The organism is Actinophytocola algeriensis, from assembly GCF_014203735.1.
Classification (GTDB): Bacteria; Actinomycetota; Actinomycetes; order Mycobacteriales; family Pseudonocardiaceae; genus Actinophytocola; species Actinophytocola algeriensis.
Genome location: NZ_JACHJQ010000005.1, coordinates 370434 through 396242, shown reverse-complemented (window position 1 = coordinate 396242; position 25809 = coordinate 370434). Strand labels below are relative to the sequence as shown.

General features: G+C 70.9%; 23 protein-coding genes. 11 read left to right on the top strand and 12 right to left on the bottom strand.

The annotated features are described in order from the left end of the window. The first annotated feature begins 79 nt into the window (after positions 1 to 79). The 6 genes from FHR82_RS24390 (at position 80) to FHR82_RS24365 (ending at position 5623) form a co-directional block, all read left to right on the top strand. On the top strand, positions 80 to 1630 hold the full coding sequence (locus tag FHR82_RS24390) for an anchored repeat ABC transporter, substrate-binding protein (protein WP_221464217.1): 1551 nt from the start codon (positions 80 to 82) through the stop codon (positions 1628 to 1630). Between the two features lie 16 nt (positions 1631 to 1646). Then, on the top strand, positions 1647 to 2585 hold the full coding sequence (locus FHR82_RS24385; protein ID WP_184812836.1) for a choice-of-anchor M domain-containing protein: 939 nt from the start codon (positions 1647 to 1649) through the stop codon (positions 2583 to 2585). Beyond that, positions 2582 to 3328 (top strand): anchored repeat-type ABC transporter ATP-binding subunit, encoded by a 747-nt coding sequence (locus FHR82_RS24380; RefSeq protein WP_184812835.1) that lies wholly within the window; start codon positions 2582 to 2584, stop codon positions 3326 to 3328. The genes FHR82_RS24385 and FHR82_RS24380 overlap by 4 nt, the downstream gene beginning before the upstream one ends. 3 nt (positions 3329 to 3331) lie before the next feature. Next, complete coding sequence (locus tag FHR82_RS24375; protein WP_184812834.1) at positions 3332 to 4216, top strand: anchored repeat-type ABC transporter permease subunit; 885 nt, start codon at positions 3332 to 3334, stop codon at positions 4214 to 4216. A 110-nt stretch (positions 4217 to 4326) separates the two neighbouring features. Continuing rightward, complete coding sequence (locus tag FHR82_RS24370) at positions 4327 to 4971, top strand: choice-of-anchor M domain-containing protein (protein ID WP_184812833.1); 645 nt, start codon at positions 4327 to 4329, stop codon at positions 4969 to 4971. A 43-nt stretch (positions 4972 to 5014) separates the two neighbouring features. Further along, a complete protein-coding gene (locus FHR82_RS24365) occupies positions 5015 to 5623 on the top strand; it encodes a choice-of-anchor M domain-containing protein (RefSeq protein ID WP_221464216.1) in 609 nt (202 codons plus the stop codon). 446 nt (positions 5624 to 6069) lie between these two features. Here the strand turns inward: FHR82_RS24365 and FHR82_RS24360 are convergent, their stop codons facing one another. The 4 genes from FHR82_RS24360 to FHR82_RS24345 all read right to left on the bottom strand — a co-directional run bounded on the left by FHR82_RS24360 (position 6070) and on the right by FHR82_RS24345 (position 11789). Beyond that, on the bottom strand, positions 6070 to 7689 hold the full coding sequence (locus tag FHR82_RS24360; protein WP_184812831.1) for a choice-of-anchor M domain-containing protein: 1620 nt from the start codon (positions 7687 to 7689) through the stop codon (positions 6070 to 6072). 8 nt (positions 7690 to 7697) lie between these two features. After that, positions 7698 to 9137, bottom strand: coding sequence for a choice-of-anchor M domain-containing protein (locus FHR82_RS24355; protein WP_184812830.1), 1440 nt, complete (start codon positions 9135 to 9137; stop codon positions 7698 to 7700). A gap of 112 nt (positions 9138 to 9249) precedes the next feature. After that, entirely contained in the window at positions 9250 to 10236 is a 987-nt protein-coding gene (locus FHR82_RS24350) for a WxL protein peptidoglycan domain-containing protein (RefSeq protein ID WP_184812829.1), read from the bottom strand. A gap of 89 nt (positions 10237 to 10325) precedes the next feature. Then, on the bottom strand, positions 10326 to 11789 hold the full coding sequence (locus FHR82_RS24345) for a choice-of-anchor M domain-containing protein (RefSeq protein WP_184812828.1): 1464 nt from the start codon (positions 11787 to 11789) through the stop codon (positions 10326 to 10328). 368 nt (positions 11790 to 12157) lie between these two features. Between FHR82_RS24345 and kstD the strand changes: the two genes are divergently transcribed. Then, on the top strand, positions 12158 to 13942 hold the full coding sequence (gene kstD / locus FHR82_RS24340; RefSeq protein WP_311771248.1) for a 3-oxosteroid 1-dehydrogenase: 1785 nt from the start codon (positions 12158 to 12160) through the stop codon (positions 13940 to 13942). Between the two features lie 90 nt (positions 13943 to 14032). On the opposite strand, the gene FHR82_RS24335 is transcribed toward kstD, so the two are convergent. Beyond that, positions 14033 to 15259 (bottom strand): MFS transporter, encoded by a 1227-nt coding sequence (locus tag FHR82_RS24335; protein WP_184812827.1) that lies wholly within the window; start codon positions 15257 to 15259, stop codon positions 14033 to 14035. Positions 15260 to 15462: 203 nt separating this feature from the next. Between FHR82_RS24335 and FHR82_RS24330 the strand changes: the two genes are divergently transcribed. Next, positions 15463 to 16017, top strand: coding sequence for a winged helix-turn-helix transcriptional regulator (locus FHR82_RS24330; RefSeq protein WP_184812826.1), 555 nt, complete (start codon positions 15463 to 15465; stop codon positions 16015 to 16017). Positions 16018 to 16028: 11 nt separating this feature from the next. On the opposite strand, the gene FHR82_RS24325 is transcribed toward FHR82_RS24330, so the two are convergent. Genes FHR82_RS24325 through FHR82_RS24315 form a run of 3 tightly spaced genes read right to left on the bottom strand, consistent with a single transcriptional unit; the run spans position 16029 to position 19409 of the window. Beyond that, the gene (locus tag FHR82_RS24325; protein WP_184812825.1) at positions 16029 to 17132 is read right to left on the bottom strand and encodes a hypothetical protein; all 1104 of its coding nucleotides are present in this window, start codon (positions 17130 to 17132) and stop codon (positions 16029 to 16031) included. A 34-nt stretch (positions 17133 to 17166) separates the two neighbouring features. Continuing rightward, entirely contained in the window at positions 17167 to 18117 is a 951-nt protein-coding gene (locus FHR82_RS24320; protein ID WP_184812824.1) for a hypothetical protein, read from the bottom strand. Beyond that, positions 18114 to 19409 carry a hypothetical protein gene (locus FHR82_RS24315; RefSeq protein ID WP_184812823.1) on the bottom strand — a complete coding sequence of 432 codons (1296 nt, stop codon included), beginning with the start codon at positions 19407 to 19409 and terminating at the stop codon, positions 18114 to 18116. The genes FHR82_RS24320 and FHR82_RS24315 overlap by 4 nt, the downstream gene beginning before the upstream one ends. 98 nt (positions 19410 to 19507) lie before the next feature. Here FHR82_RS24315 and FHR82_RS24310 point away from each other — a divergent pair, with 98 nt between their 5' ends. Together FHR82_RS24310 and FHR82_RS48280 are read left to right on the top strand one after the other, a co-directional pair. Beyond that, the gene (locus tag FHR82_RS24310) at positions 19508 to 20401 is read left to right on the top strand and encodes a LysR family transcriptional regulator (protein WP_184812822.1); all 894 of its coding nucleotides are present in this window, start codon (positions 19508 to 19510) and stop codon (positions 20399 to 20401) included. Positions 20402 to 20471: 70 nt separating this feature from the next. Next, positions 20472 to 22013, top strand: coding sequence for a Kelch repeat-containing protein (locus tag FHR82_RS48280; protein WP_184812821.1), 1542 nt, complete (start codon positions 20472 to 20474; stop codon positions 22011 to 22013). On the opposite strand, the gene FHR82_RS24300 is transcribed toward FHR82_RS48280, so the two are convergent. From FHR82_RS24300 to nrtS, 4 genes are all read right to left on the bottom strand, one after another. After that, positions 21925 to 22485, bottom strand: coding sequence for a hypothetical protein (locus FHR82_RS24300; RefSeq protein ID WP_184812820.1), 561 nt, complete (start codon positions 22483 to 22485; stop codon positions 21925 to 21927). The genes FHR82_RS48280 and FHR82_RS24300 overlap by 89 nt on opposite strands. Positions 22486 to 22642: 157 nt before the next feature. After that, positions 22643 to 24082, bottom strand: coding sequence for a dihydrolipoyl dehydrogenase family protein (locus tag FHR82_RS24295; RefSeq protein ID WP_184812819.1), 1440 nt, complete (start codon positions 24080 to 24082; stop codon positions 22643 to 22645). Positions 24083 to 24084: 2 nt separating this feature from the next. After that, positions 24085 to 24642 carry a hypothetical protein gene (locus FHR82_RS24290; protein ID WP_184812818.1) on the bottom strand — a complete coding sequence of 186 codons (558 nt, stop codon included), beginning with the start codon at positions 24640 to 24642 and terminating at the stop codon, positions 24085 to 24087. Positions 24643 to 24827: 185 nt separating this feature from the next. Further along, the gene (gene nrtS, locus FHR82_RS24285) at positions 24828 to 25100 is read right to left on the bottom strand and encodes a nitrate/nitrite transporter NrtS (protein WP_184812817.1); all 273 of its coding nucleotides are present in this window, start codon (positions 25098 to 25100) and stop codon (positions 24828 to 24830) included. A gap of 355 nt (positions 25101 to 25455) precedes the next feature. On the opposite strand from nrtS, the gene FHR82_RS46385 reads away from it, so the two are divergent. Next, positions 25456 to 25668: a cytochrome P450 gene (locus FHR82_RS46385; protein ID WP_311771247.1), complete on the top strand. Its 213-nt coding sequence runs from the start codon at positions 25456 to 25458 to the stop codon at positions 25666 to 25668. The last annotated feature ends 141 nt before the right edge of the window (positions 25669 to 25809 follow it).

Below are 25809 nucleotides of genomic sequence, written 5' to 3'. Positions count from 1 at the left end.
GTGAGTCGCCGGTTCGGTCCCCTCGGTCCAGTTAGGCAGCGTGTTCGTGCGTCGTTCCCGGTCCTCCCGAAGACCCTGCTTGTCGGTCGGACTCGCGCTGGCGGTGTTGTCGTCGGCGTGCGCGGCTCCGCCGGTGTTGAGCGAGCGGGACGGCCGGGTGCAGGTGGTCACCACCACCGGCCTGTTGCGGGACCTCGTCCAGCACGTCGGCGGGGACCGGGTGAACGTGACGTCGCTCGTGCCCGACGGCGGGGACCCGCACTCCTACGAGCCGAGCCTGCGGGACGTGCGGAACGTCGTGTACGCCGACGTGGCGTTCAGCAACTACGTGATGCTGGAGGAGCACAACATCATCAGGACGCTGGACGCCAACCTCGACGAGGACGCGGCGAACGTGTCGCTGGCCGAGGACGCGGTGAAGTACGCCGCCGAGATCATCCCACTGGTCGAGGACGTCTCGCTCGACACGATCTGGCTCGGGTTGCGCGCCAGGGGCGACGGTGCGGAGCACGGCGCGAACCGCGCCTCGGACGTGCTGGTGAGCGCGACCGAGGTGACCGGGCCCGGCCGCGTCTTCGGGTATCTGACCGGGTCGTTCGGCGACACCGACGTCTACTTCGACTCCAGCGACGGGTTCGACGCGGGCACCGGGTTCCGTGACGACACCGCGACACTGCCCGCCGACGCGCACACGCACATGTCGTGGGTGTTCACCGAGCCGGGCGTCTACGAGCTGACCCTGTCCGCGCGGCTGCGGGTGGACCAGGAGTCGAAACCGGTACCGCTCGGCGAGTCGACGTTCACCGTCACCGTCGGGGTGCCACCGGCGAGGGCCACGTCGGAGTCCGGCGTGGCCGATCCGGTCGTGCTCGACCAGGGGCACGCCGACCTCACCGTCGACCTCGACCGCGGCGAACTGTACGCGCTGTACGACCCGGAGGGCGGCGGGGAAGCGACGCAGATCGTCGTCCCCGCCGACAGGGCCGTGATCGACGTGCCCAACAAGGCACTCGACGAGATCCCCGCCGGCCCGCAGCACGCCTTCCTCGGTCACGCGGGCGACCAGATCTACCAGCTGCCGCAGGCGGTGCTCGGCAAGCACGTGCACGGCGAGATCGACCCGCACCTGTGGCAGAACGTCCGCAACGCCATGTCCTATGTGGAGGTCATCAGGGACACCCTGATCGAGGAGGACCCCGAGGGCGCCAGGGCCTACCGCCGCAACGCCACCGCCTACCTCGCCGAGCTCGACGCGCTCGACCGGTACGTGCGCGAGCGGATCGACGGGATTCCCCGGGACCGCCGCTACCTGGTCACCACGCACGACGCGTTCGCCTACCTGGCCGACGCCTACCGCGTGAAGATCGCGGGCTTCGTCACGCCCAACCCGGCCGTCGAGCCCTCGCTCGCGGACCGCCGCAAGCTCACCGACACCATCCGCAACCTCGACGTCCCCGCCGTGTTCCTCGAACCCAACCTCGCCGCACGCTCCTCGACCCTCACCGAGGTCGCCGATGAGCAGGGCGTCCGGGTCTGCCCGATCTACGGCGACACGTTCGACGACGAGGTCACCACCTACGTCGAGATGATGCGGTTCAACGCCGACTCACTGCGCGAATGCCTTGGCTGACAGGGGGAAGAAACCGATGAGACGCGTCCTGGCGGTGTTCGCCGCGGCGGCACTGCTGGTCCCGGCCGGTGCCGTGACCGCACAGGGGCAGCCGCCGCCGGGCGATGGCCTGGACCAGACCATCGACAGCGGGCAGAGCGTCGCCACCGACCGGAAGGTGCTGTCACAGGGCCACGTCGACGTCGGCCCTCGCTTCACCGACGGCGAGTGGACCTTGATGGTGCACGACGCCACCTCGGACCCGTCGGTGTGGCGCCACCTCGACCGGACGGTGTTCCAGGTCTCGGACGCCGGGGTGCTCCCCGTGCCCGACGATCCGGCGTACTCGTTCATCGGGCTGCCGGGGACACCGGTTCACGTCCTGCCGCAGGTGCAGAACCCCGATGTGGTGTGGGTGGGCTGGAACACCCAGGATCCCGAGGTGATGGCCACGATCGACGGCGGCGCCACGCTCCGGATGTCCGGAGTGGACGGTCCGGGTGAGCTGTTCGTCTACCTGCAGGCAGGCAACTTCGGTGCCGCCGACGTGCTGTGGGACTCCACGAAGGACGGCGCGCAGGAGGTGTGGGTGGACGTGAACACCCACACCCACGCCAACTGGGTGTTCACCGAACCGGGCGTCTACACGGTTCGGGTCGAGGTCACCGCCGACCTCGTGGACGGCAGCACGGTCACCGACTCGCAGGCACTGCGGTTCGCCGTCGGTGACGCCACCGACGTCGAGGCCGCCTTCGCCGCCGACGTGCCAGCACCGGCACCGGGCAGCGCGAGCGCTCAGCCCGCCGCTCGCGCGGACGAAGCGGCCGGGGACGGCGGCGGTGAGGGCGGCGGGCCGGGCCTGCTGTTGTTCGCGATCGGCGCCGTCGCGGTGCTGTTGCTGGCCGGGGTCTTCGTCGTGGCGGCACGTGGCCGCGCGGCGAAACGGGCCGCGCTGTCCGCACGGGACGAGTCGTGACCGCGCTCGGGGTGGAGAGCCTGTCGGTCGAGCTGGGCGGCCGGCTGGTCCTCACCGACGTCGACCTCGCCGTGGACAAAGGTGAGCTGGTCGGGCTGGTCGGCCCGAACGGCGCGGGCAAGACGACGCTGCTGCGGACGCTGGTGGGGTTGCTGCACCCCCGCACCGGCCGGGTGCTCGTGGCCGACCGGCCGGTACGGCGGCCTGGTCGCGCGGAGATCGGGTACGTGCCGCAGCGCCACGAGTTCGCCTGGGACTTCCCGATCTCCGTGGAGAACGTCGTCATGACCGGCCGGACCGGCAGGCTCGGCCTCCTCCGCCGCCCGGGTGTCGCGGACTGGGAGGCGGTGGCCGAGGCGCTCGAACTGGTGCGCATGACCGGGTTGCGCACCCGGCCGGTCGGCCAGCTCTCCGGCGGGCAGCGGCAGCGCGTCCTGGTCGCTCGCGCGCTGGCGCTGCGGCCCGCGGTGCTGCTGCTCGACGAACCGTTCACCGGGCTCGACATGCCGACCCAGGAGCTGTTGTCGGAGTTGGTCCTGTCCCTCGCCCATGAGGCGAGGGCGGTGCTGATGACGACCCACGACCTGCCCGCCGCGCTGTACACCTGTCACCGGCTCGCGCTCCTGAACCGGACGATCGTCGCCGCGGGCACGCCGGAGCAGCTGCGGGACGAACGGCTCTGGATGGACACGTTCGGTGTCGGCGAGCACAACCCACTGCTGAAGATCCTGAAGGCGACCTGACCCGTGTCCCCCATCGAGTTCCTCACCGACCTGTTCAACCCCGAACTGGCGTTCCTCCCGAAGGCACTGCTGATCGCCGTCATGTCGTCGGTCGTGTGCGGCGTGGTCGGCTGCTACGTGGTGTTGCGCGGTATGGCCTTCATCGGCGACGCCGTCGCCCACGCCGTGTTCCCCGGCCTCGCCGTCGCATTCGTCGTCTCGGGCAACCTGATCCTCGGCGGTACCCTCGCCGGCGTCGCCACCGCCATCCTGGTCGCCGTGTTCTCCCAGAACCGGCGGCTGCGCGAGGACTCCGTGATCGGCGTGTTCTTCGTCGCCGCGTTCGCGCTCGGCATCGTGATCATCTCGCGGGCACCCGGCTACGCGGGCTCCCTGCAGCAGTTCCTGTTCGGCTCCATCACCGGCATCCCCGACGAGGACCTCTACGTCGCGGGCGGCGCCGGGGTCCTGGTGCTTGGCGTGGTCTTCCTGCTGCACAAGGAGTTCGTGGCGATCACCCTGGACCGGGAGATGGCCAGGGCGATGGGGCTGCGGGTGTTCTGGCTGGACATCCTCCTCTACGTGCTGGTCACGCTCGCGGTGGTCATCTCCGTGCAGACCATCGGCAACATCCTCGTCCTCGCGCTGCTGATCACACCGGCCGCGACGGCCCGGCTGCTGACCGACCGCCTCGGCGTCATGATGACCCTCGCGCCGGCCATCGGCGGACTGTCCGCGCTCGTCGGCCTCTACGTCTCGTGGTCATGGGACTTTCCGACCGGCGGAACCATCGTGCTCGTCCTCACCGCCGTCTTCCTCACCGCCTGGCTGCTCGGACCGAAACACGGCCTGCTCGCCCGGCGCCCGCACCGCGCAGCCGACGAACACGTCATGGAAGCCGCGGCCTGATTCAGTCATGCGCATGTGACTCCGGGAATGCCACCACTTGGTCTAACGAAAACGATTATCAATTTTGTTAGCGTGATGATGTTCGTTTCGTTGTGCTGAAAGGAGTTCCTGTGCGTATACGCACGGCCATGCTGGTACCGGGCCTCGCCGCGCTCGCGCTCGTCGCGGGCACGGTGCCCGCGACGGCCACCGGCAAAGTGGTGCTCGATCAGGGGCATGTGGACGCGGTCGACATCCATTACGAGGACGGGGCGCTCGAGCTGCACGTCCACGACGACACGGTCGACCCACCCGTCGAGCGCGACCCGGCGGACGTGATCCTGAGAGCCCTGCCCGAGTCGGAGACCACGGTGCCCGACGACCCCGCCTACGCCTTCCTCGGCCGGGCGGGAGCCCCCGTCTGGGTTCTCCCCCAGTCCGGGGACCCGGCGCTGCTGTTCCCCGGACTGTCCACTGAGGAACTGGTGCCTGGCGTGTTCACCGGGGACAGCGTCCGGCTGACCCTGTGGCGCGTGCGCGGCCCGGGTGCGCTGAGCGTGTTCACCACCGACGCCGTCGGCGCGCCCACGGTCCTGGCCGACAGCCGCGACGGCGGGCCAGACCACATCGACCTCGCCACCGGCGGGCACATCCACGTCAACTGGGCGTTCACGAAGCCGGGCTGGTACAAGGCCACGTTCCGGGCGACGGCGACGCTGGCCGACGGCACGCCGGTCGCGTCGGACCCCGCCGTCTACACCTTCTACATCGGCTGAGAGAGGGAACACCATGCGGACAACCCGCAGAATCGTGGCGACCGTGACTGTCGCCGCCGCCGTCGTGGTCGGTGCGGCCGGCCCGGCCAGTGCCGCCACCGTGCTGTCCACCGGACACGTCGACGTGGTCGACGTGGACTACGCGGGCGGTGCGCTCACCGTCCGACTGCTCGACGGAACGGTCAGCCCGGCCGTCGAACGAGACCCCGCGGACGTGGAACTGCGGGTGCTCTCGGGCGCGAAGACCACGGTGCCGAACAACGCCGCCTACAGCTTCCTCGGCACGCCGGGGAGCACGGTGTGGATCCTGCCGCAGACCCAGAACGCGAGCCTGCTGTGGCCCGGCTGGAACAGCACCGACGTCGCGGGCGGGGTGTTCCAGTCGAACACGCTGCGGTTCCGGCTCACCGGCGTGACCGGCGGACAGTTCGCCATCTACACCACGTCGCTCGGCAACCCGACCGTGTTGTTCAACAGCAGGGACGGGCTGCCGGACAGCCGGTCACTCGCCACCGGTGCGCACGCCCACGCCAACTGGGCGTTCAGCAACGCGGGCACGTACACCATCACCTTCGAGGTGAGCGGTGTACTCGCCGCGTCCGGCGCCACGGTGTCCGACCAGGCGAGCTACACGTTCACCGTGCAGGCCTGACCACCTAGTGCTGTGTCCACTTAGGTTGGCCGGGGTGGGTTCGTGGTTTGTCGCCGGACGGGTTTGCCTCCGGCGGCTCCTCGCCGGAGGGGCAGGTCTCCGGGATGGCCTTGCGGGTTGGCAACGTGGTTCTTTGGCGAGGATCGGTCTGCCTGCCATCCCGTTGTGCCGTGAAAGGCGCTTTCACGGCGTTGGCCATGCTGGGAAAAGGCGCGTTCAGGGCGCTCAACGCACTCAACGCGCCTTTCACAACACCGGCGATGTCCCGAACGCGCCTTTCACGGCACACCAGCCCCGTCCCGGCACGGCGATCACCGCCGGCTCGGCCGGACCCGCCGCAGGACCCCACAAACGTCGGTGGACACAGCACTAGGCGGAACACGTCGGCCCCGCCACGATTCGTGGCGGGGCCGACGTGTTCCTTCCGGGTGCGAGAGGCGCGGCTGCTACCGGTGTGCTCGGCGGCGGCGGACAAGTACCAGCAGCGCCCCGCCACCCGCGAGCAGCAGCGCGCCGGCCGGGATCAGGTAGGTGAGACCGCCGGTGCCGGTGTAGGCCAGCGGCTTGCCGCTGGCCTGCGGGTCCGGCGTGCCGGTCTCGTCCTGGCCTCCGGGAGCGGGCGTGGACGTGGTGCCGGTGGGTGCCACGCCACCGGCACACCTGCCACCGAGCGCGGTCGAGGCGTCGACGTTCCCGACGGCGAACGTGTAGGTGTCCGTGTCGGTCTGCGTCTCGCCGGTGGCGAGGGTGGCGGTCACGGTGAACGTCAGCCGGTAGACACCCTCCGCGGTGAAGCCCCAGTTGCCGTGCGCGTGCGTGCCGAGTGGAATGTGCGTGGTGTCCGGCAGCCCGTCGGCGGCGTTGAACACGACGGTGGGGGTCAGCCCGGTGAGGAACACTGCCACGTTCCCCGGTCCGTCCACTGCGGACAGACGCCAGGTCACGTCCCCGCTGACCGTCCCCGCGTCGAGTGACTCGGTGTTCCAGCCCGCCCACACGACACCCGGGACCTGGGTCTGCGGGATCAGCCACACCGGGCTTCCCGCCGCGCCGAGGAACCCGTAGCTCGGGTCGTCCGGGACGCTGTTCCTCGACGCGGGCACCGCGTGCAGCACGACGGAGTCCGGCTCGCGCCACACGACCTGGTCCGGGCCCGAGGTGCCGTCCTTGACCTGCGTGGTCAGCCTGCCGTCCAGTATTCGCGGCGCGACCGCGTCGACGTGTCCGTCGGCCAGGACGACGCAGTCGTCGGCCGGCGCACCGGTGCTGGTGGTGGTCCCCGAGGTGGTCGTGGTGGTCGTGGTCGTGGTCGTGGTGGTGGTAGTGGTCGTCGTCGTGGTCGGCGGCTGGGTGCCTTCGCCGGGCTGGACCGTGGTCGGGTCGACATCGCCGATGGCGAACGTGTAGGTCTCGGTGTCGGCCAGCGGGCGGCCGTCGGCCGAGGTCGCGGTGATCGTGAAGGTCAGCCGGTAGACACCTTCCGCGTTGAAGGTCCAGTTGCCGTGCGCGTGGGTGCCGAGGACCAACCCGTAGGTCTGGGGCAGCGGCTGGTTGGTGTCGAACACTCTGGGCAATGGCTCACCGAAAGAGCCGCTCTGGAAGATCGTCATGGCGCCGGGCGGCGCGGAACCGCGTTCGTCGCCGGTGATCGCGTCGAGGGTCCAGCGCACCGACGCGGGATCCACTTCGGACGGGGTGAGCGACTCGGTGTTCCAGCCGGCCCAGACGATGCCGTCGAGCTGCTGCTCCGGGATGATCCAGAGATCGTCACCGGGGTCGCCGAGGAACGCGTAGTTCGGGTCGTCGGGCACCTGCAGCCGCGACTCGGGCTTCACGTGGGTGACGACGGTGCCGGGTTCGCGGAACACCGCCTGGTCCGGCCCCTGGCTGCCGTCCTTGTACTGGATCTGGAGCCTGCCGTCGATGACGCGCGGGGCGACCGCGTCGACGTGTCCGATGTCGACGATCACCGCATCCTCTGCGCCTGCCACGGGAACCGTCCCGAGCGGCACGGTGAGCGCGACGGCGAGCACCCCGAGCGTGACCGCGGCTCTCGGCTTGGTCATCAGCGTTCTCATCGGCTCTCCGACCTTCCACGCCTGCGGCCCACGGCTACCACCGCACCGCCGAGTCCCAGCAGAGCCGCGCCGCCAACGGCCAGCGGCAGCACCCCACTGGCGCCGGTGCTGGCGAGGCCGGGCGTACGGGTGTCATCACCGTTGCCACGAGCGTTGTCACTGCCACTGCCGCCGCCCGGCCCGTCGCCACCGCCGGGCGGAGCGACGGCGCCGGGGTCGACATCGCCGACCGCGAACGTGTAGGTCGCGGTGTCGCGGGCCGTACCGCCACCGGTCAGCGTCACCGATGTGTCGAAGGTGAGCCGGTAGACGCCCTGCTTCGCGAAGCCCCAGTTCGCGTGCGCGTGGGTGCCGAGGGCGACGGAGTGGCTGTCGGGCAGGCCGTCGGTGCTGTTGAAGACCACCGAGCTGTCGCCGAACGACCCGGTGGTGAAGATGCCGAACGCACCCGGCCCGTCCACTCCGGTCAGCCGCCAGGTGACAGGTCCGGCGACCTGGGCGGCGTGGAGCTCCTCGGTTGACCAGCCGGTCCACAGGACACCGGCCTGCTGTTGCTGGGGCAGAAGGAAGATCTTGTCGCCCGGCTTGCCGAGGAAGGACAGCCCGGCGTCGTCGGGCAGCGCGGCGGTGGCCGAGGGCTTGACGTGGAACACGACGTCGCCGGGCTCGCGCCAGTGCACCTTGCCGGCTGCCTGGCCGACCGTCGTGCCGTCCTTGACCTGGATCTGGAGCTTTCCGTCCAGCAGCCGGGGCGCCACGGCGTCGACATGCCCCTCGTCGAGCACGACGCGCCCCGGGGTGGTCGGCGCCGGTGCTGCCGCCCGCGGTGCGGCCGGCGCCGGAGCCACGCGCTCCTGCGCGGGCTCCGCACGGGTGGTGGTGGGCGGCGGAGATGGCTCGACCGGCTCGACACCCGCGTCCTGCGACGGCCGCACCTGGACGGTGTAACGCTCCTCGGTGCGCACCGGCTCACCGGTCAGCAGGTTCGCCTCGACCCCGAAGGTCAGCAGGTAGTCACCAGGCTCCGGGAACGTCCAGGTCGTGGTGCCCCGTTTCCCGACCGGCAGGTCCTGCGCCACCAGGCTGACAGCGGCGGGCCCCTCCGCGGCGAGGAGTCGCATGTGGACGGTGTCGCCGTAGAGTTCGCCCGCCCCGATGCCCTCGGTGTCCCAGCCGACCTCCACCCGATCCCGGGCGGTGCGGTAGACGAGCGACTCCGGGTCCTGCGGCACCCCACGGGGATCGTCGGCACCGAGCCGGATCGTCGCGTCGTCGGCGAGGGAGATCGCCGCGACGTCGACCGGCCCGGTGTCGAGGGAGTGCTCGGACTGGGTCGACGTCACGGGATCCCCCGCCGCGACGGGCGGTGCCACTACCACTACAGCGGCCGCCACCGCGATCAGCACGGCAGGCCGGGTCGGATTGGTCAACGACAAGGTCTCTCCCCCTCGCGCACAGCGCGTCACCTATACGGCCGAATGGAGGCCACTCGATCGACTTATCCCCGACCCGATGTCGCCCAGAGCGTAATACACACGGTTATCGTTTTCAACTAACGTTCGCTGACTCGGACACGGTCGAGCGGCGAGCACGCCGACGCCACCAGACCACCGCGGCGGCACCGACAACGACGACGGCAAGGGGAAGCCATGGCACGACCCACATGCGTGCCGAAGCGACCGCCGCGGCCGGAGGTGGCCGCAACTCCTGATCGCCGGACGCCTCCGGGGAGACGGTGACCTCGACGCTCAGCCTGCCCAGTTGCCACACCTCCGGCACCACAGTGGACACCCGGATCGTGTCGCCGGGTTTCAGCTCTGCCAGCCGCTCCCCGGCCAGTCGGCGTTCGCCGAGGCCGAAGGGTCCGCTCACGCGAATCGACGGCCGCCCCACGAGGCGGAGGTTTCCGTTGTTGCGCAAGACGTAGCTCACCCGAACCTGTCCTGGCAACCCGGCCGGCGACCCGTCGAACGATGCGCGCAGGTCGGTGACGGCAAGCGACGGGTTCAGCGTTCCCGTGATCCGCGCGTAGATCCGCGCACCGACCCGGCGGTCGACAGAGACGGTTCCGCCCTCGGTGTCCCCTTCTGTGCGCACGCTCGCCACGATCCCGCCGGCGTGGTCACCGGGAGTGGCGTTCCGTGGGACGGTGACGCGGAACGGGACGTCCACTCTGGACCGGGGTGGCACGGTCACGTCCTCCTCGCCCAGCTCGGCCCACGCGCCCACATCGGTGGACGTCCGGGAGGCCGGCAGGAGGTCGAACCCGCCGTCGGTACCGCGCACGGCATCGCTCGCGTACACCCGCAACGACAGGGGCGCCTCTGTGTAGTTGATGACTCCGACCACGTCGGTGACCTCGCCGCCGGGCTCGAGCGTGTAGGTGAAGGCAGTGCGGCCGTTCGGCCCGTCCGGACCCGACGGAACCACACCCCACGTCACCGGGGCATCGCCCGCGGGTTGCGCCACCGCGACCAGTCCACTGAGGATGACGGCCAGCACGGCGAGCGCCGCGGCTCGCGGAAGCGTGGTCACTGAACCTCCGATTCGAACGGATGAGAGCAGACAGCGGTCTGGGTGCCGGTACTCGTCCCGGCACCCAGACCCACGAGAACTCGCTCAGATCACCGTGAACGTGATCGTCGCGGTGTAGGTGCCGGCCTCAGCGTGGTCGGCGCCTCGATGGTGAGCCCCGCGCCGAGCTTGCTGGTTCCGGCACCGCTGCCCGGCGCCGCCGAAGCCAGGATGCCGGCGACCGAAAGGCCGTCACCACTGGTGAAGCCGGAAGCGACGGACGGTCCGGCCAGGACACCGGCGGCCGTCGGCTGCTGGGTGACGACCGGCGTCCACCCGAGACTGCCGCCCCGCAGTTTCTCCGCACCGCTGGAGAAATCCCCAACCTGGCCGGACACCGACCAACCCGGCGCCGAAAACCGGGTGTCGGTCACCGTCACCGGCCGCAGATCGCCGCTGGACACCCACCGGTCCCCGGACGTGCTCAGCGCGAGATCGCTCATCCGCACCCGCCGGTCGGCCGGGTCCACGCTGATCACCAGCGCACCGGCCGCATCGGACAGCGTGACCTCGATGTCCTGACTGGCCGGTGCCGGAGGTTCGGGCACACCGTGGTCGTCGACCACGACGGTCACCGGTTCCGACTCCGCCACCACCGCGTGATCGTGGTCGTACAACCGGGCGATCACCGCCAGCCCGTCGTGCTGGGCGGTCGCCGTGAAGCTGTACTCCGCACCAGCGGCATCCGGCACGATCACCCACTCGTCCGAACCAGCCGCCCGCGTGAACCAGTGATAGTGGTCCAACCCCGTCGCCGGATCCTGCACCGCGGACAACGTCACCACGTCACCAGAGTGGTAGTGATCCGCCATTCCCGTCACACTCAACGTCGTGACCGGCGCCGGCTCTGCTGTGTCGCCGACCTGGAAGGTGTAGGTCCTGGGCGCCGAGGTCGCCGTGCCACCGGCCGCCAGGTCACCACTGGCCACGGCGGTGAACGAGTAGGTGCCCTCCTCCGTGAACGCCCAGTTGGCGTGGGCGTGCACGTTGACGTTCGGGGAGATCGTTCCCGGCAGCTGGAAACCGCCGCCCAGCACGGAGACCGGACCGCCGAACGACCCGGTCTGCCACAGGAACACGTCACCGGGCCCGGTCACGTCCGTCACCTGGATCCGCAGTGGATCGGTGAACAGACCGGCGGGGATGCGCTCGGTGCTCCACCCGGGCCAGAGCAACTCCGGATCCTGGGTCTGCGGCAGGTAGTAGACGGTGTCCCCCGGCTGTCCGAGGAAACTCAGCGACGGCGGTACCGGGTCGGGCAGTTCGAGCGCCGATTCCGGCTTGACCCGCAACAGCACGTCCTCCGGCGCGTGCGGGACGTGGCTGCCGGTGACGTCCTCCTGCAGCTGGAGGTCAAGCGTGCCGTCGTTCCACGTCAGGGTGAAGGCATCGATGTGGCCATGGTCGAGGACCAACCGGTCCTCGGCGGACGCCGTCGTCGCCGTGCCGACGGTGAGCAACCCGACAGCCACCGCGGTGACCAGCCAGGGTCTCGCCCGTTCGTTGCGCAACATTCGTTCCTCTCAGGTCTCGACCTTCGCGGACACCGGACCGGTGCCGCCGGTCTGCGATCGGTCGGCCGCGCAGCGGGGCACACGACAGGTGTCGTCGCAGCTCCACAGCGCAGGCACACGGCGAACCGGTCCCCGAGCCGTCGCCGCACCACCACCACCCTAACTTGACATGATTATCATTATCGATAGTGTGATCACGGCCACCTACCGCCACCCCAGTCCCCGCGTCGCCGATCCCTCGACATTGACTGCTCGCCCTGCGGCTCCCCCATCGAGATAGAACAGATTTCAGCACTCGGACCAGCAGTTGTTGTCCAGAAGGAGCAACTTGATTGTCATAGTGCTGAAACACGTTCTAGATTGCTGCCATGTCCGACTCCGTGGGGCCCGGCGGGCAGCTGTCCCGTCGGCAGGTTCTTCGTGGCACCGCCGCCGGCGCCACGCTCGCACTGACCTCGGGAATGGCCGATCCCGGCGTCGCGGCCGCCGCGACACCCGTGATCGGCGAGTACGACGTGGTCGTGGTCGGTGCCGGCGCCGCGGGCATGACGGCCGCGTTGACCGCCGCCCACCGCGGACTCAGCTGCGTCGTGGTCGAGAAGGCGCCGACGTTCGGCGGTTCGGCGGCCCGCTCCGGAGCGGGGATCTGGGTGCCGTGCAACGAAGTCCTGCTCGCCGCAGGCGTGCCGGACACGCCGCGGAAGGCCACGAGCTACCTCTCGGCCGTGGTCGGCCCGGCCGTGCCCGCGGCGCGGCAGCAGGCCTTCCTGGGCAACGGCCCGGCGATGATCTCTTTTGTCATGAACCACAGCCCGCTGCGGTTCCGGTGGATGGACGGGTACAGCGACTACTACCCCGAACTGCCGGGCGGCATGCCGGGCGGGCGCTCGATCGAGCCGGACCAGTTGGACGGCAACGTCCTCGGCGCGGAGCTGGCCCGGCTGAACCCGCCGTACCTGGCCACCCCGGCGGGCATGGTCGTGTTCAGCGCCGACTACAAGTGGCTCGCCCTGTCCTCGGTCAACGCCCGCGGCGCGGCCGTCGCCGCCGAGTGCCTCGCCAGGGGCACCGCCGCGGCGTTCCGCGGTGAGAAGCCGCTGACCATGGGACAGTCGCTCGCGGGCGGCCTGCGGGCCGGGCTGCTGGCGGCGAACGTGCCGGTGTGGCTCAACACCCCGCTGCTCGACCTGGTGCTCGAGGGTGGCAGGACGACCGGGGTCCTGGTGTCCCGCAACGGCACCACCGGCGTGCTCAAGGCACGGCGCGGGGTCATCGTCGGCTCCGGCGGCTTCGAGCACAACGCCGCCATGCGCGACCAGTACCACCAGCAGCCGACCGGTACACAGTGGACGGTCGGCGCACGGGAGAACACCGGCGACGGCATCCTGGCGGGCGAGCGCGCCGGGGCGGCCCTGGACCTGATGGACGACGCCTGGTGGGGCCCGGCCATCCCGCTGCCCGGCGCGCCCTACTTCTGTCTCGCCGAACGCACGCTGCCCGGTGGCCTGATCGTCGACGCGGGCGGGGAGCGGTTCGTCAACGAGGCCGCGCCCTACGGCGACGTCGTGCACGTCATGTACGACCGCGACCCGACGGACCCGTGCATCCCCGCGTGGCTGATCGTGGACCAGCACTACCGCAACCGGTACCTGTTCAAGGACGTCGTGCCGACCTTCCCGCTGCCACGGGACTGGTACACGTCCGGAGCCGTGCACCGGGCGTCGACCGTGGACGGCCTGGCCACCGCCATCGGCATGCCGTCCCGGACCCTGCGAGCGACGGTCACCCGGTTCAACGACCTGGCCCGCACCGGCACCGACACCGACTTCGCCCGCGGCCGCAGCGCCTACGACCACTACTACACCGACCCGGCGATCCGTCCGAACTCGTGCCTGGCGCCGCTGTGGCTACCGCCGTTCTACGCGTTCAAGATCGTCCCCGGCGACCTCGGCACCAAGGGCGGGATGCGCACGGACGCACGAGCCAGAGTGCTCCGCCAGGACGGCACCGCCATCCCCGGCCTGTACGCCGCGGGAAACGCCAGCGCGGCGGTCATGGGCCGCGGCTACGCGGGCGCCGGTTCCACCATCGGCCCCGCGATGACCTTCGGCTTCGTCGCCGCCAACGACATCGCCGCCACCTCGCCCACCTGACCGCGCCGGCACGATCAGGGGCACACCCGCCGCCTTGGCGTGATCCCCGGGTGACCGTCCGCGATGTCCGCGGTAGACACCGACGTTCCGTCAGGACGGCTGGGCAGCCGGCTCCGTCGTGTTCTCGACGACCGGCGGCTTGAGGTAGCTGGTGGCCCAGGCGAGCACGATGCCGACCACCCCGATGATCGCCGCGGTGATCACCGGGGCCGAGGGGCCGAAATCGCTGATCGCCACCCCGCCTGCGGCCGAGCCCACCGCGATGCCCACGTTGGTCGCGGAGGCGGGCAGCGAGGACGCCAACCCGGCGCCGGGTCCGGCCAGCGTCACCACGCGGAGCTGGAGCGACGGGGCCATGCTCATGGCGAGCATCCCCCATGCCAGCAGCACAAGCGCCACGAGGACCGGCATGGAGCCGACGACGTAGAGCGCCAGCAGGGCGACCGCTGTGCCGGTGGTCGCGACGAGCAAGGCGCGTGCGGCGTTTCTGTCGGCGAACCGGCCGCCGCCGAAGGAGCCCACCGCGGTGGCCACGCCGTAGGCAACCAGGAAGACGCTGACCACTGCCCCGGTGACGCCCGTGACGTCCCGCAGGAACGGCACGATGTAGGTCAGGGCCGTGTACAGCGACGCGAACACCACGACGTTCAGGCTCAGCATGGCGAGCACCCGGGGGGCGAAGGCGTACTTGGCCTGGCCGGCCGCGCCGCGACCCGCGCCGGGCCCGGAGGGAACGGGCACGGACGGAACCAGCGCCACTGTCGCGATCAGCGCGACCACGCAGAGCACGATGACAGTGGTGAACGAGCCGCGCCAGCCGAGCTCCTGGCTGGCCAGCGTGCCCAGCGGCACCCCCACCGCCGCCGACACCGTGACACCGGAGATGATCATGGAGATCGCCCTGCCGGCACGCTCCGGCGGGACCATCGAAATGCCCGTCACGAACGCGACACCGATGAACAGACCCTCGACCGCGCCCGCGAAGAACCGCGCCGCGAGGAACAACCCGTAGCCGGAGCCCAACACCAGAACCAGATTGGCCACGGCGAACAGGAAGAGCACGCCGATCAGAACGGTCCGCTTGTTCATCTTCATCGTCAGCACGGTCAAGACCGGGCCACCGATCGCGATGCCCAGCGCGAACGAGGTCACCAGCGCGCCCGCGGCGGAGACGGAGACGCGGAGGTCGGCCGCGATCAAGTCCAGCACACCGACCACGAGCATTTCCGCACAGCCCATCACGAACACGCCGAAGAACAGCGCGACCAGGGTGGGGGTCGCACTGTTCCGGCTCGATGGCGCTTGCTGGGTACTCATGTACACCGTCCTTTGTGGATGTCCGCGGGGTTCTCGCCGTGATGCGATGGCAGTGGTCCTTGCGGGAGCGCGCCACTCACGCGACACCACCTCGGGCAGGGTCCGCCGGCGTCACGCCCAAGCCCAAACTGCTCTTCTTTCGCAACCAGTTGCACAGTAGGGCACAATGGTGCGTAAAGGCAACCGGTTCGGAGGTGAGTGCGGTGCGGAAGGACACGCGGTCGAACTGCCCCATCAACCTGTCGCTGGAGATCTTCGGCGACCGCTGGACCTTGCTGGTCCTCCGTGACGTGATCTTCGGCGGCGCCAGGCACTTCCGTGAACTACTGGCGAGCCCCGAGCGGATTTCCTCGAACGTCCTCGCCGACCGGCTCGCCACACTCGTCGACCACGGGTTGCTCACCAAGGCCGACGATCCCTCGCACAAGCAGAAGGTCACCTACAACCTGACCGAGCAGGCGATCCAGCTGGTGCCCGTCCTCGCCCAGCTCAACGTCTGGGGAACCCGGCATCTCCCGGTGACCGACGTGCACGCCGCCCGTGCGGAGGTGCTCGCCGTCGGCGGCCCGCCGTTGTGGGAGGTCTTCATGGACGAACTCCGTGAAACCCACCTCGGGCCACGAGCCCGTCGGCAACCGGCACCGAGCGGTCCCACCGTCGCGGCACGGATGCAGGCCGCCTGCGCGGCCGCACTCGACCGCGTGCCTGGCACCGCACCGAGTGGCCAGGACCACGAGAGCCAGCCGGCCTCGACCTAGCCCGGTTTCCGCTACCCGGCCCGGTTCTTGATCACCGCGACGATGGTGTGCGCGGTCAGCTCGGTGTCGGTCGGTACCAGCCACGTCCCGTCGCCACCGGTGATCCGTACCGCGGGCCCGGCAGGCACCGCGACCGTCCGGCTCTGTCCCTCGATCGGCACCCAGCTCCGGTCGTCGTGCTGCTCGTCGAGCTGGGCGTCACGGACCTCACGCCACGGCAGGACAAGGCGATTCGGCCCGTCGTCGAACCAGGAGAGCCACGGGTACTGGTGGAGCCGGTCCAGCACCAGGCGGTCGTGCTTCAGCCGCAGCCGGGGTCGCTGGCCGGGCAACGGGAACAGGATCTCCAGCGTGGACCGGACGACATCGCAGGCGACCGGGCGGGTGAGCACGTGCAGGGTCAACCGCGCGAGCGAGTAACTCAACCAGATCAATACCGCGGCGACCGCGGCGTCGCGCAGCCAGACGGCGGGCTTCTCCAACGACAGGGAGATGAGGATCGCCGGTACCAGGATGATCAGGGCGGTGTACCGGCACGCGCTCGGCCAGGCCCCGAAAGCCGTTCTCCGCACCAGGAAGCCGGCCATGACCAGCACCGGCAGGGCCGCCAGCTGCCAGTTCTCGGACAGCGCGGCCCAGAACTCGCCGGTGAACGTCCGGCCTGACTGGCCGAAGTCGAGCGGCCGCTCGTCGGACGAGACCCACCTCCACGCGGTCAGCACCTTCTGGCCGACGTAGGGCAGGGACACGGAGAGCAGCATCAGCGGCACCGCCACCAGCCACCGGGCGGTGAGACCGAGCCCGTCCGGCAGAGGAACGATTGGCCTGCCTGCCAGTGCCGCCTGCTCGTCGCGCGGCTGGGCGGCGAGCACCCGCTCGGCGGTCCGGTGCCTGCGCAGTGCGCGGAGCCCCAGGACGCTGGGCGAGCCGAAGAGGACGGCGCCGAAGAGGTAGCCGAACATGCCGCCGATCCCGGTGCTCTTCACGCTCATCGCGTCACCGACCGCGGGCACCACCGCGCCGATCGCCATCGCCAGGCCGACCACGCCCACCGCACACACGCCGACAGCCACCAGCACGCCGACGGGACCGGTCTCCTCGGACATCTTCTTCACGGCCGCGCCCCCGCCCCGGGTATCCGCATGGTCGTCAACTCCGCTCAGCCAGGCCGAGTTCTCGCTCCAGCTCGGCCAACTCCAGCTCGACCACGTCGAGTTCGGCGGGGTCGTGGGCGTCGTCATGCCGGCCAACAAGGCGGACATAGCTCCTGGCCGCGTCGGCGAGCCGGCCGGCCTCGGCGAGATCGGTGGGGCGCTCGGTGTGCAGCACGTGGTCGGCCAGCCGGGACAACCGCGCGCTCGCCGCCGCACGACGGTGCGTCAGCGCAGCCCGCTGTGTGCCGCGTCGGCGGAGGGCCCCGCCGAGCAACCGCAGCGACAGGAACAGCGCGACGGTGGCGGCGACCATCCCGATGACGGCCAGCACGCCCTGCCACCAGGCGAGCTGGTCTGGCACGCTGCCCCGGCGCGGTATCCCCGCCGGGAACCGCTCGGCGGCCAGGACGTCGAAGGCGAGCGCGAACTCCTCGATCTCCGGGGTGCGGTCCTGCGGGGTGGCCCGGTAGGTCCAGGCGGTCTGCGCGGTCGAGACCACGTCGACGTAGAAGCCCCAGTCCCCCTGTCCGGGGAAGGCGGCGCCGTCACAGTAGGAGCTCTCGTACACCCCGTGCTCGTCCACCGCGAACACCGCGACCAGGCTGGTCGACACCAGCCGCGCGACGTCCTCGCAGAACTCGTAGTCCGGGCCGTTGATGTGGCCGCTCGCGGGCAACGGCTCCTCGTTGAGGATGGCCACCACGATGGGCCGGTCGCCGACCACCTTGCGGGCGCGGTCCGGATCCACCACCCCCGGCGCGCCCGGTTCGACGTACACGGACCCGGTCCGCAGTCCTTCGACCACCGCACGCACCCGCGCCGACGGGAACAGCACCGGCCAGTACATGACGAGGGCGCCGGTCAGCACGACGACGAGCGCCAGGCTCAGCGCACGCGGCAGCCCGAACCAGCGCCGCCGCGCCAGCAGGGAGATCAGTCGTTTCACCGTCCACCTCGGACACCGTGCAGGATGGTCGCGCCCTGTGCGCAGATCTCCCGGACCTCGGCCATCGCCTCCTGGGTGTGTGCCTGCTCGTAGAGCCGACGCGCGGTGGTGTGCCGCTCCCACGCGGCGGACACGTCGGCGCCGGTCTCCTGTTCGGCGGCGAGCAGCTCGGCGCCCAACCCCGTGATGTCCGCGAAGGTCAACGCGCCGGCCAGCCGCAGCCGCGACGCCCGGTCCCGGGGCCGGCGAAACCACCACGGCCCTAGTGACGCGGCGGCGAGCACGACCGAGGAACCCAGCAGCAGCCACGGAGCCAGCTCGCCGATCTCCCCCGCCAGGTCGAACGGCTCCGGCAGCGGGCGGGCGAACGCACTGTCGTCGCGGAGCAGCTGATACCGCTCGAGCACGGTGCTCATCCGGTTCGTCATCACCACGCCCTGGCGCGCAGCGCCCTGATACCGCCCGTACGCGAAGTCCCGCGCCGAGGTGATCCGCAGCCGGTCCGGCGCGGCCACCTCGAGCCAGTTGCCGTAGCTCACCAGGATCACGTCGTCGGGGAACCGCTCGGCCAGCGCAGGCGCGTAGTCGACCATCGGCTGGCCACGCCGCAGGGCAGGGAACGCGGCGACCCGGACGGTGGCCCCGAACGTCGCCGAGCTGTGCTCGGCGAGGGTGTCGGCGACGGGATCGGCACGGCCGGGCGCGTCGTGGACCGGGCTTTCCGCGAGTGTCCCGGCCAGTTCGTCAACCTGTTGCCTGGTGGGTGCCACCACGTCGTCGGGGTGGTAGCCGGTGGCGAACGCCTGTTCCGCCGGCATCCCCTTGGCGTCGCGCACGAGGGCGAGCACCGTGTCGGTCACGTCCAGGTACGCGGTGACCTGGCGCAGCTCTGCGATGTTCGACGGGACCGCGGCACCACCGTCCAGGTTGGACGCGTACAGGCCCTCGACCTTGATCAGCGTGAGCCCCTGCGCCTCTGCCCAGCTCCTCAGCGGCCGGTGGACCTGCTCCAGGTGCGCGTCGCCGTCCGCGTAGTTGCCGCCTTTGCCGTAGCGGCCGGTGAACGGCGCGACCAGGATGCGGATGTCGTCGGTCAGCTCGGCGCGCACCAGGTCCTCGTCGAACCAGGCGATCGCCCCTGGCGCCCGGTGGATCTGCTGGTGCGCCAACGCCGCGGTGGCGGCGGCGACGTCGAGTCTGGGTGGCGGTGCCGGTGCCGCCGCGGCGGCGCCGGCGGGCACTCCTGTCATCAGCACAACGGCTGCGAACAGGCCGACAACCGTGTCGCGCATGCCGGGTAGCATGGCAGGCCGCCACGACGCCGCCGCGAGGCGGATCGTGCGCGCCCGGTCTCACGCCCCGCTCATGGGGCAGAGCCGATGCTGACCGGATGTCGAACCTCGCCCGTCTCGACCTCAACCTGCTCGCTCCGCTCGCGGCGCTGCTCGACGAACGGCACGTCTCGCGGGCCGCTGAGCGGGTGCACCTGACCCAGCCCGCCATGAGCCGCACGCTGAAGCGGCTGCGTGAGGTGTTCGACGACGAGCTGCTCGTCCGTACCTCGAGTGGCTACCGGCTCACCCCGGCGGCCGAACGGTTGCAGCGGCGGCTGCGGCCGCTGCTGCCGGAGCTGGCCGATCTGTTCGCCGCCGAGGAGTTCGTGCCCGCCACGGCCGTCGAGATCTTCCGGCTCAGTGGGACGGACTACGCGGTCGACACGATCGGTGTGCCGCTGTCCACCCGGCTGCGGCGTGACTCGCCGGGATCCCGCCTGCACATGCGCAAGTGGCACGAGTCGGTCTTCGACGAGCTGGAGCGGGGCGAGCTGGACCTCGCGCTGTACGGGTACGCGCCACCTCCCGGGCTGCGCACGGAGCGGCTGTTCGAGGAGCGGTTCGTGTGCGTCGTCGATCCCGGTCACCCGTTGGCCCGGCGGCCGGTGCTGGAGCTCGACGACTACCTGCGCGGCACCCACGTCGTGGTCGACATCCGCGACGGGCGGCAGGGTGTGGTGGACACCGACCTGCGCGCCAACGACCTGGCGCGCACCGCGGGTCTCATCGTCCCGCACCACCGGTCCGCACTGATCGCCGTGGTCGGCAGCGACCTGATCGCCACTCTCCCGCGTCGCATGCTGCGCGACGCGGACGGCGTCGCCCTACTGGCCGCGCCCGACGTGCTCGGGACCATGACCTACTCGATGTCCTGGCACCCCAGTCTCGACAGCGATCCCGCTCATCAGTGGCTGCGAGCTCTGCTCCGCGCCGAAGTGGACGACACATGACAAATACGCATGATCGGCCATAGCAACGATTCATTGGCGGCATACCCGACGTCCTGGGACTGTCGTTGATATGACTGATTTCTCCGTTCGGCGCCTGCTGGTCGGTGCGGGCGCGCTGGTCAGCGCGTCCGCCGCGCTCGGTGCCGTCGTGGTGGTGTACGCGTCGGCTCCGCAACCCGCCGCCGGATCACCCGCGACCCCGGCCGCCGCCCACGCCCACGGTCACCAGCTGACCACCATCACCGGCAACGCGCCCCTTCCCGACGCCGAGTACGCGGCCGGCTGGCAGCGGTTGCCGTCGATCGCCCGCGGGCCCCGGCAGGAACACGGCACCGCCGCACTCGACGGCCGCGTCTACGTGGTCGGCGGCATCGTGCCGCTGCCGGACGGGCGGCTCGAGACCACCGGCCGGGTCGAGGTCTACGACCCGGCCACCCGCCGCTGGACCGACGCCGCCCCGCTGCCGGTGCCGATGAACCACCCCAACCTCGCCACCGTCGACGGGCGGCTCCTCGTGTTCGGCGGGCTGTCGGGCGGTGCGTCCTGGCAGGCGATCGGCGACAGCTTCGCCTACGACCCGGCCGCCGACCGGTGGGCACCTCTGGCCGACGTCCCGCCCGAGCTGCGCCGCGGCAGCGCCGCGATGGGCGTGCACGGCGACACCGTGTACCTGGCAGGCGGGATGCTCACCCTCACCCCGGGACCCGGTGGGCTCCAGGACACCGTGGCCACGGTGTCGGCCTACCACGTACCCACGGGGAGGTGGTCGACGCTCACCTCGCTGCCGCAGGCCCGCGACCACGCGGGCGGAGCCGTGGTCGGCGGCACCTTCTACGTGCTCGGGGGACGCGATCGCGGCCAGCTCAACGTGCGGGACGAGGTGTTCGCCCTGAACCTGAGGTCCGGCCGGTGGAGCGATCGCTCCCCCATGCCGACCCCACGCGGCGGGCTGGCGACCGCGGCCGTCGGCGACCGGATCTACACCCTTCGGCGGCGAGGGCAACCCGGCACCGGGCTCGAACCACATCTTCCGCGAGACCGAGGTCTACGACACCCGCAAGGACCAGTGGAAGAAACTGGCCCCGATGCCGCTACCACGCCACGGCACCGCGGCGGCGGCCATCGACGGCACCATCTACATCCCCGGCGGGGGCCACCAGGCAGGCGGTGCACCGGTAGACGTGGTCGACGCCTACCGGCCCCGATGACCCGGCACCCCGGAGCCCGAGGTCGTCAGCGCTTGCGACGGAACTTCTGCACGGCCTCGCGGGCACGCTCACGGTTGCGCGGGTCCTTCGCCATCTCCCCCGCCTTGGTCTTCATCTGCTGCCCTTTCGAGCTGCGCATGAAGGACTTGATCCGGTCGAACAGGCCAGCCATCACGATCTCCCTTGTCTCGATCCGCTACCGCAGTCATACCCAGTGCCTGCGCTCCCAACCGGTCACCGGACGGATGGCGCCGAAATGTGGGTTGACCAGGCTTGAGCAGGCACGGAAGACGTTGCGGCGGGGCAGGAACCAGATCAGGGACGGCCAGGGCGGCCGGCGCACATGTCGAGCGGGGACCGGGTGGCGGTGGGGTCCTCGGCGACGGGGCAGAGGGATGGTGTGACCACACACCACGGGGCGTCGTCCTCGCTGCGCATCAGCAGCACCAGGTCGGTGTTCGCGGGTTGGCTGATCGTCAACGTCGCCTTGGCCACGCCGTCGTACTCGCCGGAGACGGCCAGGACCGTCGTCCTGCCCAGACGCGTCCAGTCGTCGTTCAGCGTCAACTCGTCCGGGTAGCACGTGTACGACGCGAACGCGGACTTGTCACCCTCGCCGAGGGCCGCGGCGACCAGGTCCGCGGTGCCCTGGGCGGAGTCGCGCGGATCGTCCGGCTGGGCGAGGTACACGATCACGCCGGCGATCGCCGCCAGCAGCACCACGAACCCGACAGTGGTGACCCACCGGGGAAGAGGCTTCGGCGCGGCCTGCCTCGGAGTCACCGGCCGGCGCATCGGCACGTGCCCCGGCGGCAGCTCAGGCTCCCCGGGCTCGTCGTCGGATGAATGCTCCGGCCGGGACACCTTCGGGCTCATTCCGCTATCCCATCTCGTGGTGCGGCAGCACGTCCCGCGGATCGTTACGCTGCCGCTGGACGGAAAACGCGGCTCCAGCTGCGGCCAGCACGGGTGCGCGCCGTGCTGTTGTCCCGTCCCGGCGGGAGCACGCCGGGACGGACACCAGCCGGGCGAGTCAGCGGCCGTAGGTTTCCAGCAGCCGCAGCCACACCTCGCTGACGGTGGGAAAGGCCGGGACCGCGTGCCAGAGCCGGTCCAGCGGCACCTCCCCGACCACGGCGATCGTCGCCGCGTGCAGCATGTCCGCGACGTCCGGGCCGGCGAGGGTGAACCCGACGATCACCGTCCGGTCCTCGTCGACGACCATCCGGGCGTGACCGCGGTATCCCTCGGCGTGCAGGGCGGACCCGGCGGTGGCGGCCAGGTCGTAGTCGACCACCCGGATCCGCAGGCCTGCGGCTTCGGCAGCGGCCGAGGTCAGGCCCACGGACGCGATCTCCGGATCGGTGAACACCACCTGTGGCACCGCGCGCTCGTCGGCGGTCGCCGCGTGCCTGCCCCATCGGCCGTCGTCGACAGCTTCGCCCTTCGCGCGCGCCACGATGACGTCGCCCACGGCACGGGCCTGGTACTTGCCCTGGTGCGTCAGCAGAACGCGCCGGTTGACGTCCCCGGCGGCGTAGAGCCACCCGTCACCGATCGGCACACCGCCCTCGCCGACGACCCGCATCGTGTCGTCGACCGCGAGCCAGGCACCCGGCGTCAGACCGACGGTGCCCAGTCCGATGTCCTGGGTGTTCGGGGTGCGGCCGATCGCGACGAGTAGCTCGTCGGCCTCGACCTGCTCGCCGGTGGTGAGCGTGATGGCCACCGTTCCGTCGTGGGCACGCTTCACCGAGCCGGCCTCGGTGCCGACACGCACCGAAACACCCTTCTCCCGCAGGGATTCCGTGACCCGCTCGCCGACGAACGGCTCCGCGAGGTGCAGCACGCCGTCGCGGGCCAGCACCGTCACCGACGACCCCAGGTCGGTGAACGCGGTCGCCATCTCCGAGGCCACCACCCCGCCACCGATGATCGCGAGCCGGCCGGGAACCTCGCTCGCCGCCACCGTTTCGCGGCTGGTCCACGGTGCCGCCGCGCGCAGACCGTCGATGTCCGGGACCAGCGCGGCGCTCCCGGTCGCGACGACGACCGCGTGCCGAGCGGTCAGCGTCGTGGTGGCGCCGTCCGCGCCGGTCACCTCGACGACCCGGGCGGAGCCGATCCGGCCGTGTCCTCGGTACAGCGGAACACCCACCTGCTCGAGCCACGACGCCTGACCGTCGTCCTGCCAGTGCGAAGCGAAGGAGTCGCGGCGGCGGAGCACTGCCGCCACGTCCAGGTCACCCGTCACCGCTTCCCGTGCGCCGGGCACCTCCCGGGCCGCACGCAGCGCCGCCCCGCTGCGCAGCAACGCCTTGGTCGGCATGCACGCCCAGTAGGAGCACTCGCCCCCGACCAGTTCCCGCTCGACGATGGCGGCGCTCAGCCCGCCCTGGACGACCCGGTCGGCGACGTTCTCCCCCACCGGGCCCGCGCCGATGACGACCACGTCGTAGGTGGTGGTGTCCATGGTCAGTTCACCGTGGCCGCGCGGCCGAGGCGGATCGCCGAGACGAGGAAGAAGACGCCGCCGAGAACGGCGTAACCCGCCACGTTCGTCAGCGCCGGGTTCGGCGCGGCGGCTCCGACGATGAACGAGCCACCGGCGAGCACGGAGATGCCGCCGCTGAGGATCATCGGCCACTGGCCACCCATCCCGCGGCGGCTGACGGCCACGATCAGCTGGACCACCCCGGCGACGATCGCCCAGGCGCCCCACACGCGCAGGACCGCGGGCACACCGGAGGACGCGGTGACGGCCAGGCCGGCGGCGGCCAGCAGGCTGATCGCGATGTTCACGTAGAGGCCGCGTGCCGAACCGGTGGCGTGGGACGAACGAGCGTCCACGACAGCCGCCGCGACGTCGAACAACGGGTACAGGACGATGAGGGTGATACCGAGGGGCCCGAGCTGGGCCTTGGTGAGGAACAGCAGGGCCGCCCAGACGATGGCGAACGCGAACCGCACGAAGTACAGCCGGCGCAGCACGGGCGCGATCGCGCCGGCGGCGGGTGAGTCAACGGTGGTCACGATGATCCTTTCCAGAGGATGGTGCGATTCAGCGACAAGACCGAACGTTCTATCTCAGGCAGCATGGACGCCTGAGCCGCGCTCTGTCAAGACAGAACGTTCTATCTGATACGTTGGCCACACTGAACGCCGCGAACCCGGGACGCGACCACGCTCTTACACAGGACGCCGCGCGAGACGGTGACTCACCGCTGGTGGTTGCTCCGGCAGGCTGACAGGTAGGCCACGCTGGCCACGATGTACGGCACCACGTAGTTGACGGCGATCCGCACCCAGGTGACGCCGGTCGCGTGCCCGCCGATGATCACTTCAGCCTGGTTGACCACCGAGATCACGGTGCCGACCACCGCCGCGACCGGCACCGCGACGCGCGCCGTGCGGCCACGCAACACCAGCAGCACGGCCTCGGAACGCCGTGACCACACCGGACGCGCCACCGGTTCACCGGATCCACTCATAGGAGGTCACCCCCTCCCCACCAGTCCACCACCCGGCGCTCCAGCCCTCCCTGATTCGGCGGTAGAGCGCGGCTCAGGCGACCCCGCCCGGGGCATGCGGCGCACCGGATCCGCACCGCGGTGGGTGACGGGGGCTGGTTGGTCACCGCCCATGCCGAAGTGCGGCGGCTGTCGTCCGACGAGCGGCTGGGCCGCGCTCACCCGATGCCGGAGAAGGCCGCACGTACCGGGGACTCCGCGTTGTTCGGCGGTCCGCTGGCGGTGTGCCCTACGAGGACCGCACCTGCTGACCGACCCGGACCGGTGACGGGCACTGCGTGCTGACCCGGACCTGGTCGCCGGGGCGGTCGAGGAGGTGCTCCGGGCGCCGGACCGGGGTGGCCGTGGCATCCCGCGCCACGCCCGGGTCGACCTGGAGATCTGCGGGGTCGCCGTCCACGCAGGAGACCTGGTCCTGCTCGACACCGGCGCGGCCAACCACGACGACTCGGTCTTCGCCGAGCCGGACCGCTTCGACATCACCCGCTCCGCCGCCGCACACCTGACCTTCAGCCACGGCCTGCGCTAGTGCATCGGCGCCCCGCTCGCGCGCATCGAACTCCGCACGGTGTTCGGCCGTCTCGCCGCACGGTTCCCGGCGATGCGGCTCGCGGTGCCCGTGTCCGAGTTGACGGTGCGGACCGGCACGCTCACCGGCGGGCTCGTCGCG

Excerpts from the sequence above, each read along its gene's own strand:
- FHR82_RS24385 (WP_184812836.1), top strand. The coding sequence starts at position 1,647 with ATGAGACGCGTCCTGGCGGTGTTCGCCGCGGCGGCACTGCTGGTCCCG.
- FHR82_RS24360 (WP_184812831.1), bottom strand. The coding sequence starts at position 7,689 with ATGACCAAGCCGAGAGCCGCGGTCACGCTCGGGGTGCTCGCCGTCGCG.
- FHR82_RS24345 (WP_184812828.1), bottom strand. The coding sequence starts at position 11,789 with ATGTTGCGCAACGAACGGGCGAGACCCTGGCTGGTCACCGCGGTGGCT.
- kstD (WP_311771248.1), top strand. The coding sequence starts at position 12,158 with ATGTCCGACTCCGTGGGGCCCGGCGGGCAGCTGTCCCGTCGGCAGGTT.
- FHR82_RS24335 (WP_184812827.1), bottom strand. The coding sequence starts at position 15,259 with ATGAGTACCCAGCAAGCGCCATCGAGCCGGAACAGTGCGACCCCCACC.
- FHR82_RS24315 (WP_184812823.1), bottom strand. The coding sequence starts at position 19,409 with ATGCGCGACACGGTTGTCGGCCTGTTCGCAGCCGTTGTGCTGATGACA.
- FHR82_RS24310 (WP_184812822.1), top strand. The coding sequence starts at position 19,508 with ATGTCGAACCTCGCCCGTCTCGACCTCAACCTGCTCGCTCCGCTCGCG.
- FHR82_RS48280 (WP_184812821.1), top strand. The coding sequence starts at position 20,472 with ATGACTGATTTCTCCGTTCGGCGCCTGCTGGTCGGTGCGGGCGCGCTG.
- FHR82_RS24300 (WP_184812820.1), bottom strand. The coding sequence starts at position 22,485 with ATGAGCCCGAAGGTGTCCCGGCCGGAGCATTCATCCGACGACGAGCCC.
- FHR82_RS24295 (WP_184812819.1), bottom strand. The coding sequence starts at position 24,082 with ATGGACACCACCACCTACGACGTGGTCGTCATCGGCGCGGGCCCGGTG.
- nrtS (WP_184812817.1), bottom strand. The coding sequence starts at position 25,100 with ATGAGTGGATCCGGTGAACCGGTGGCGCGTCCGGTGTGGTCACGGCGT.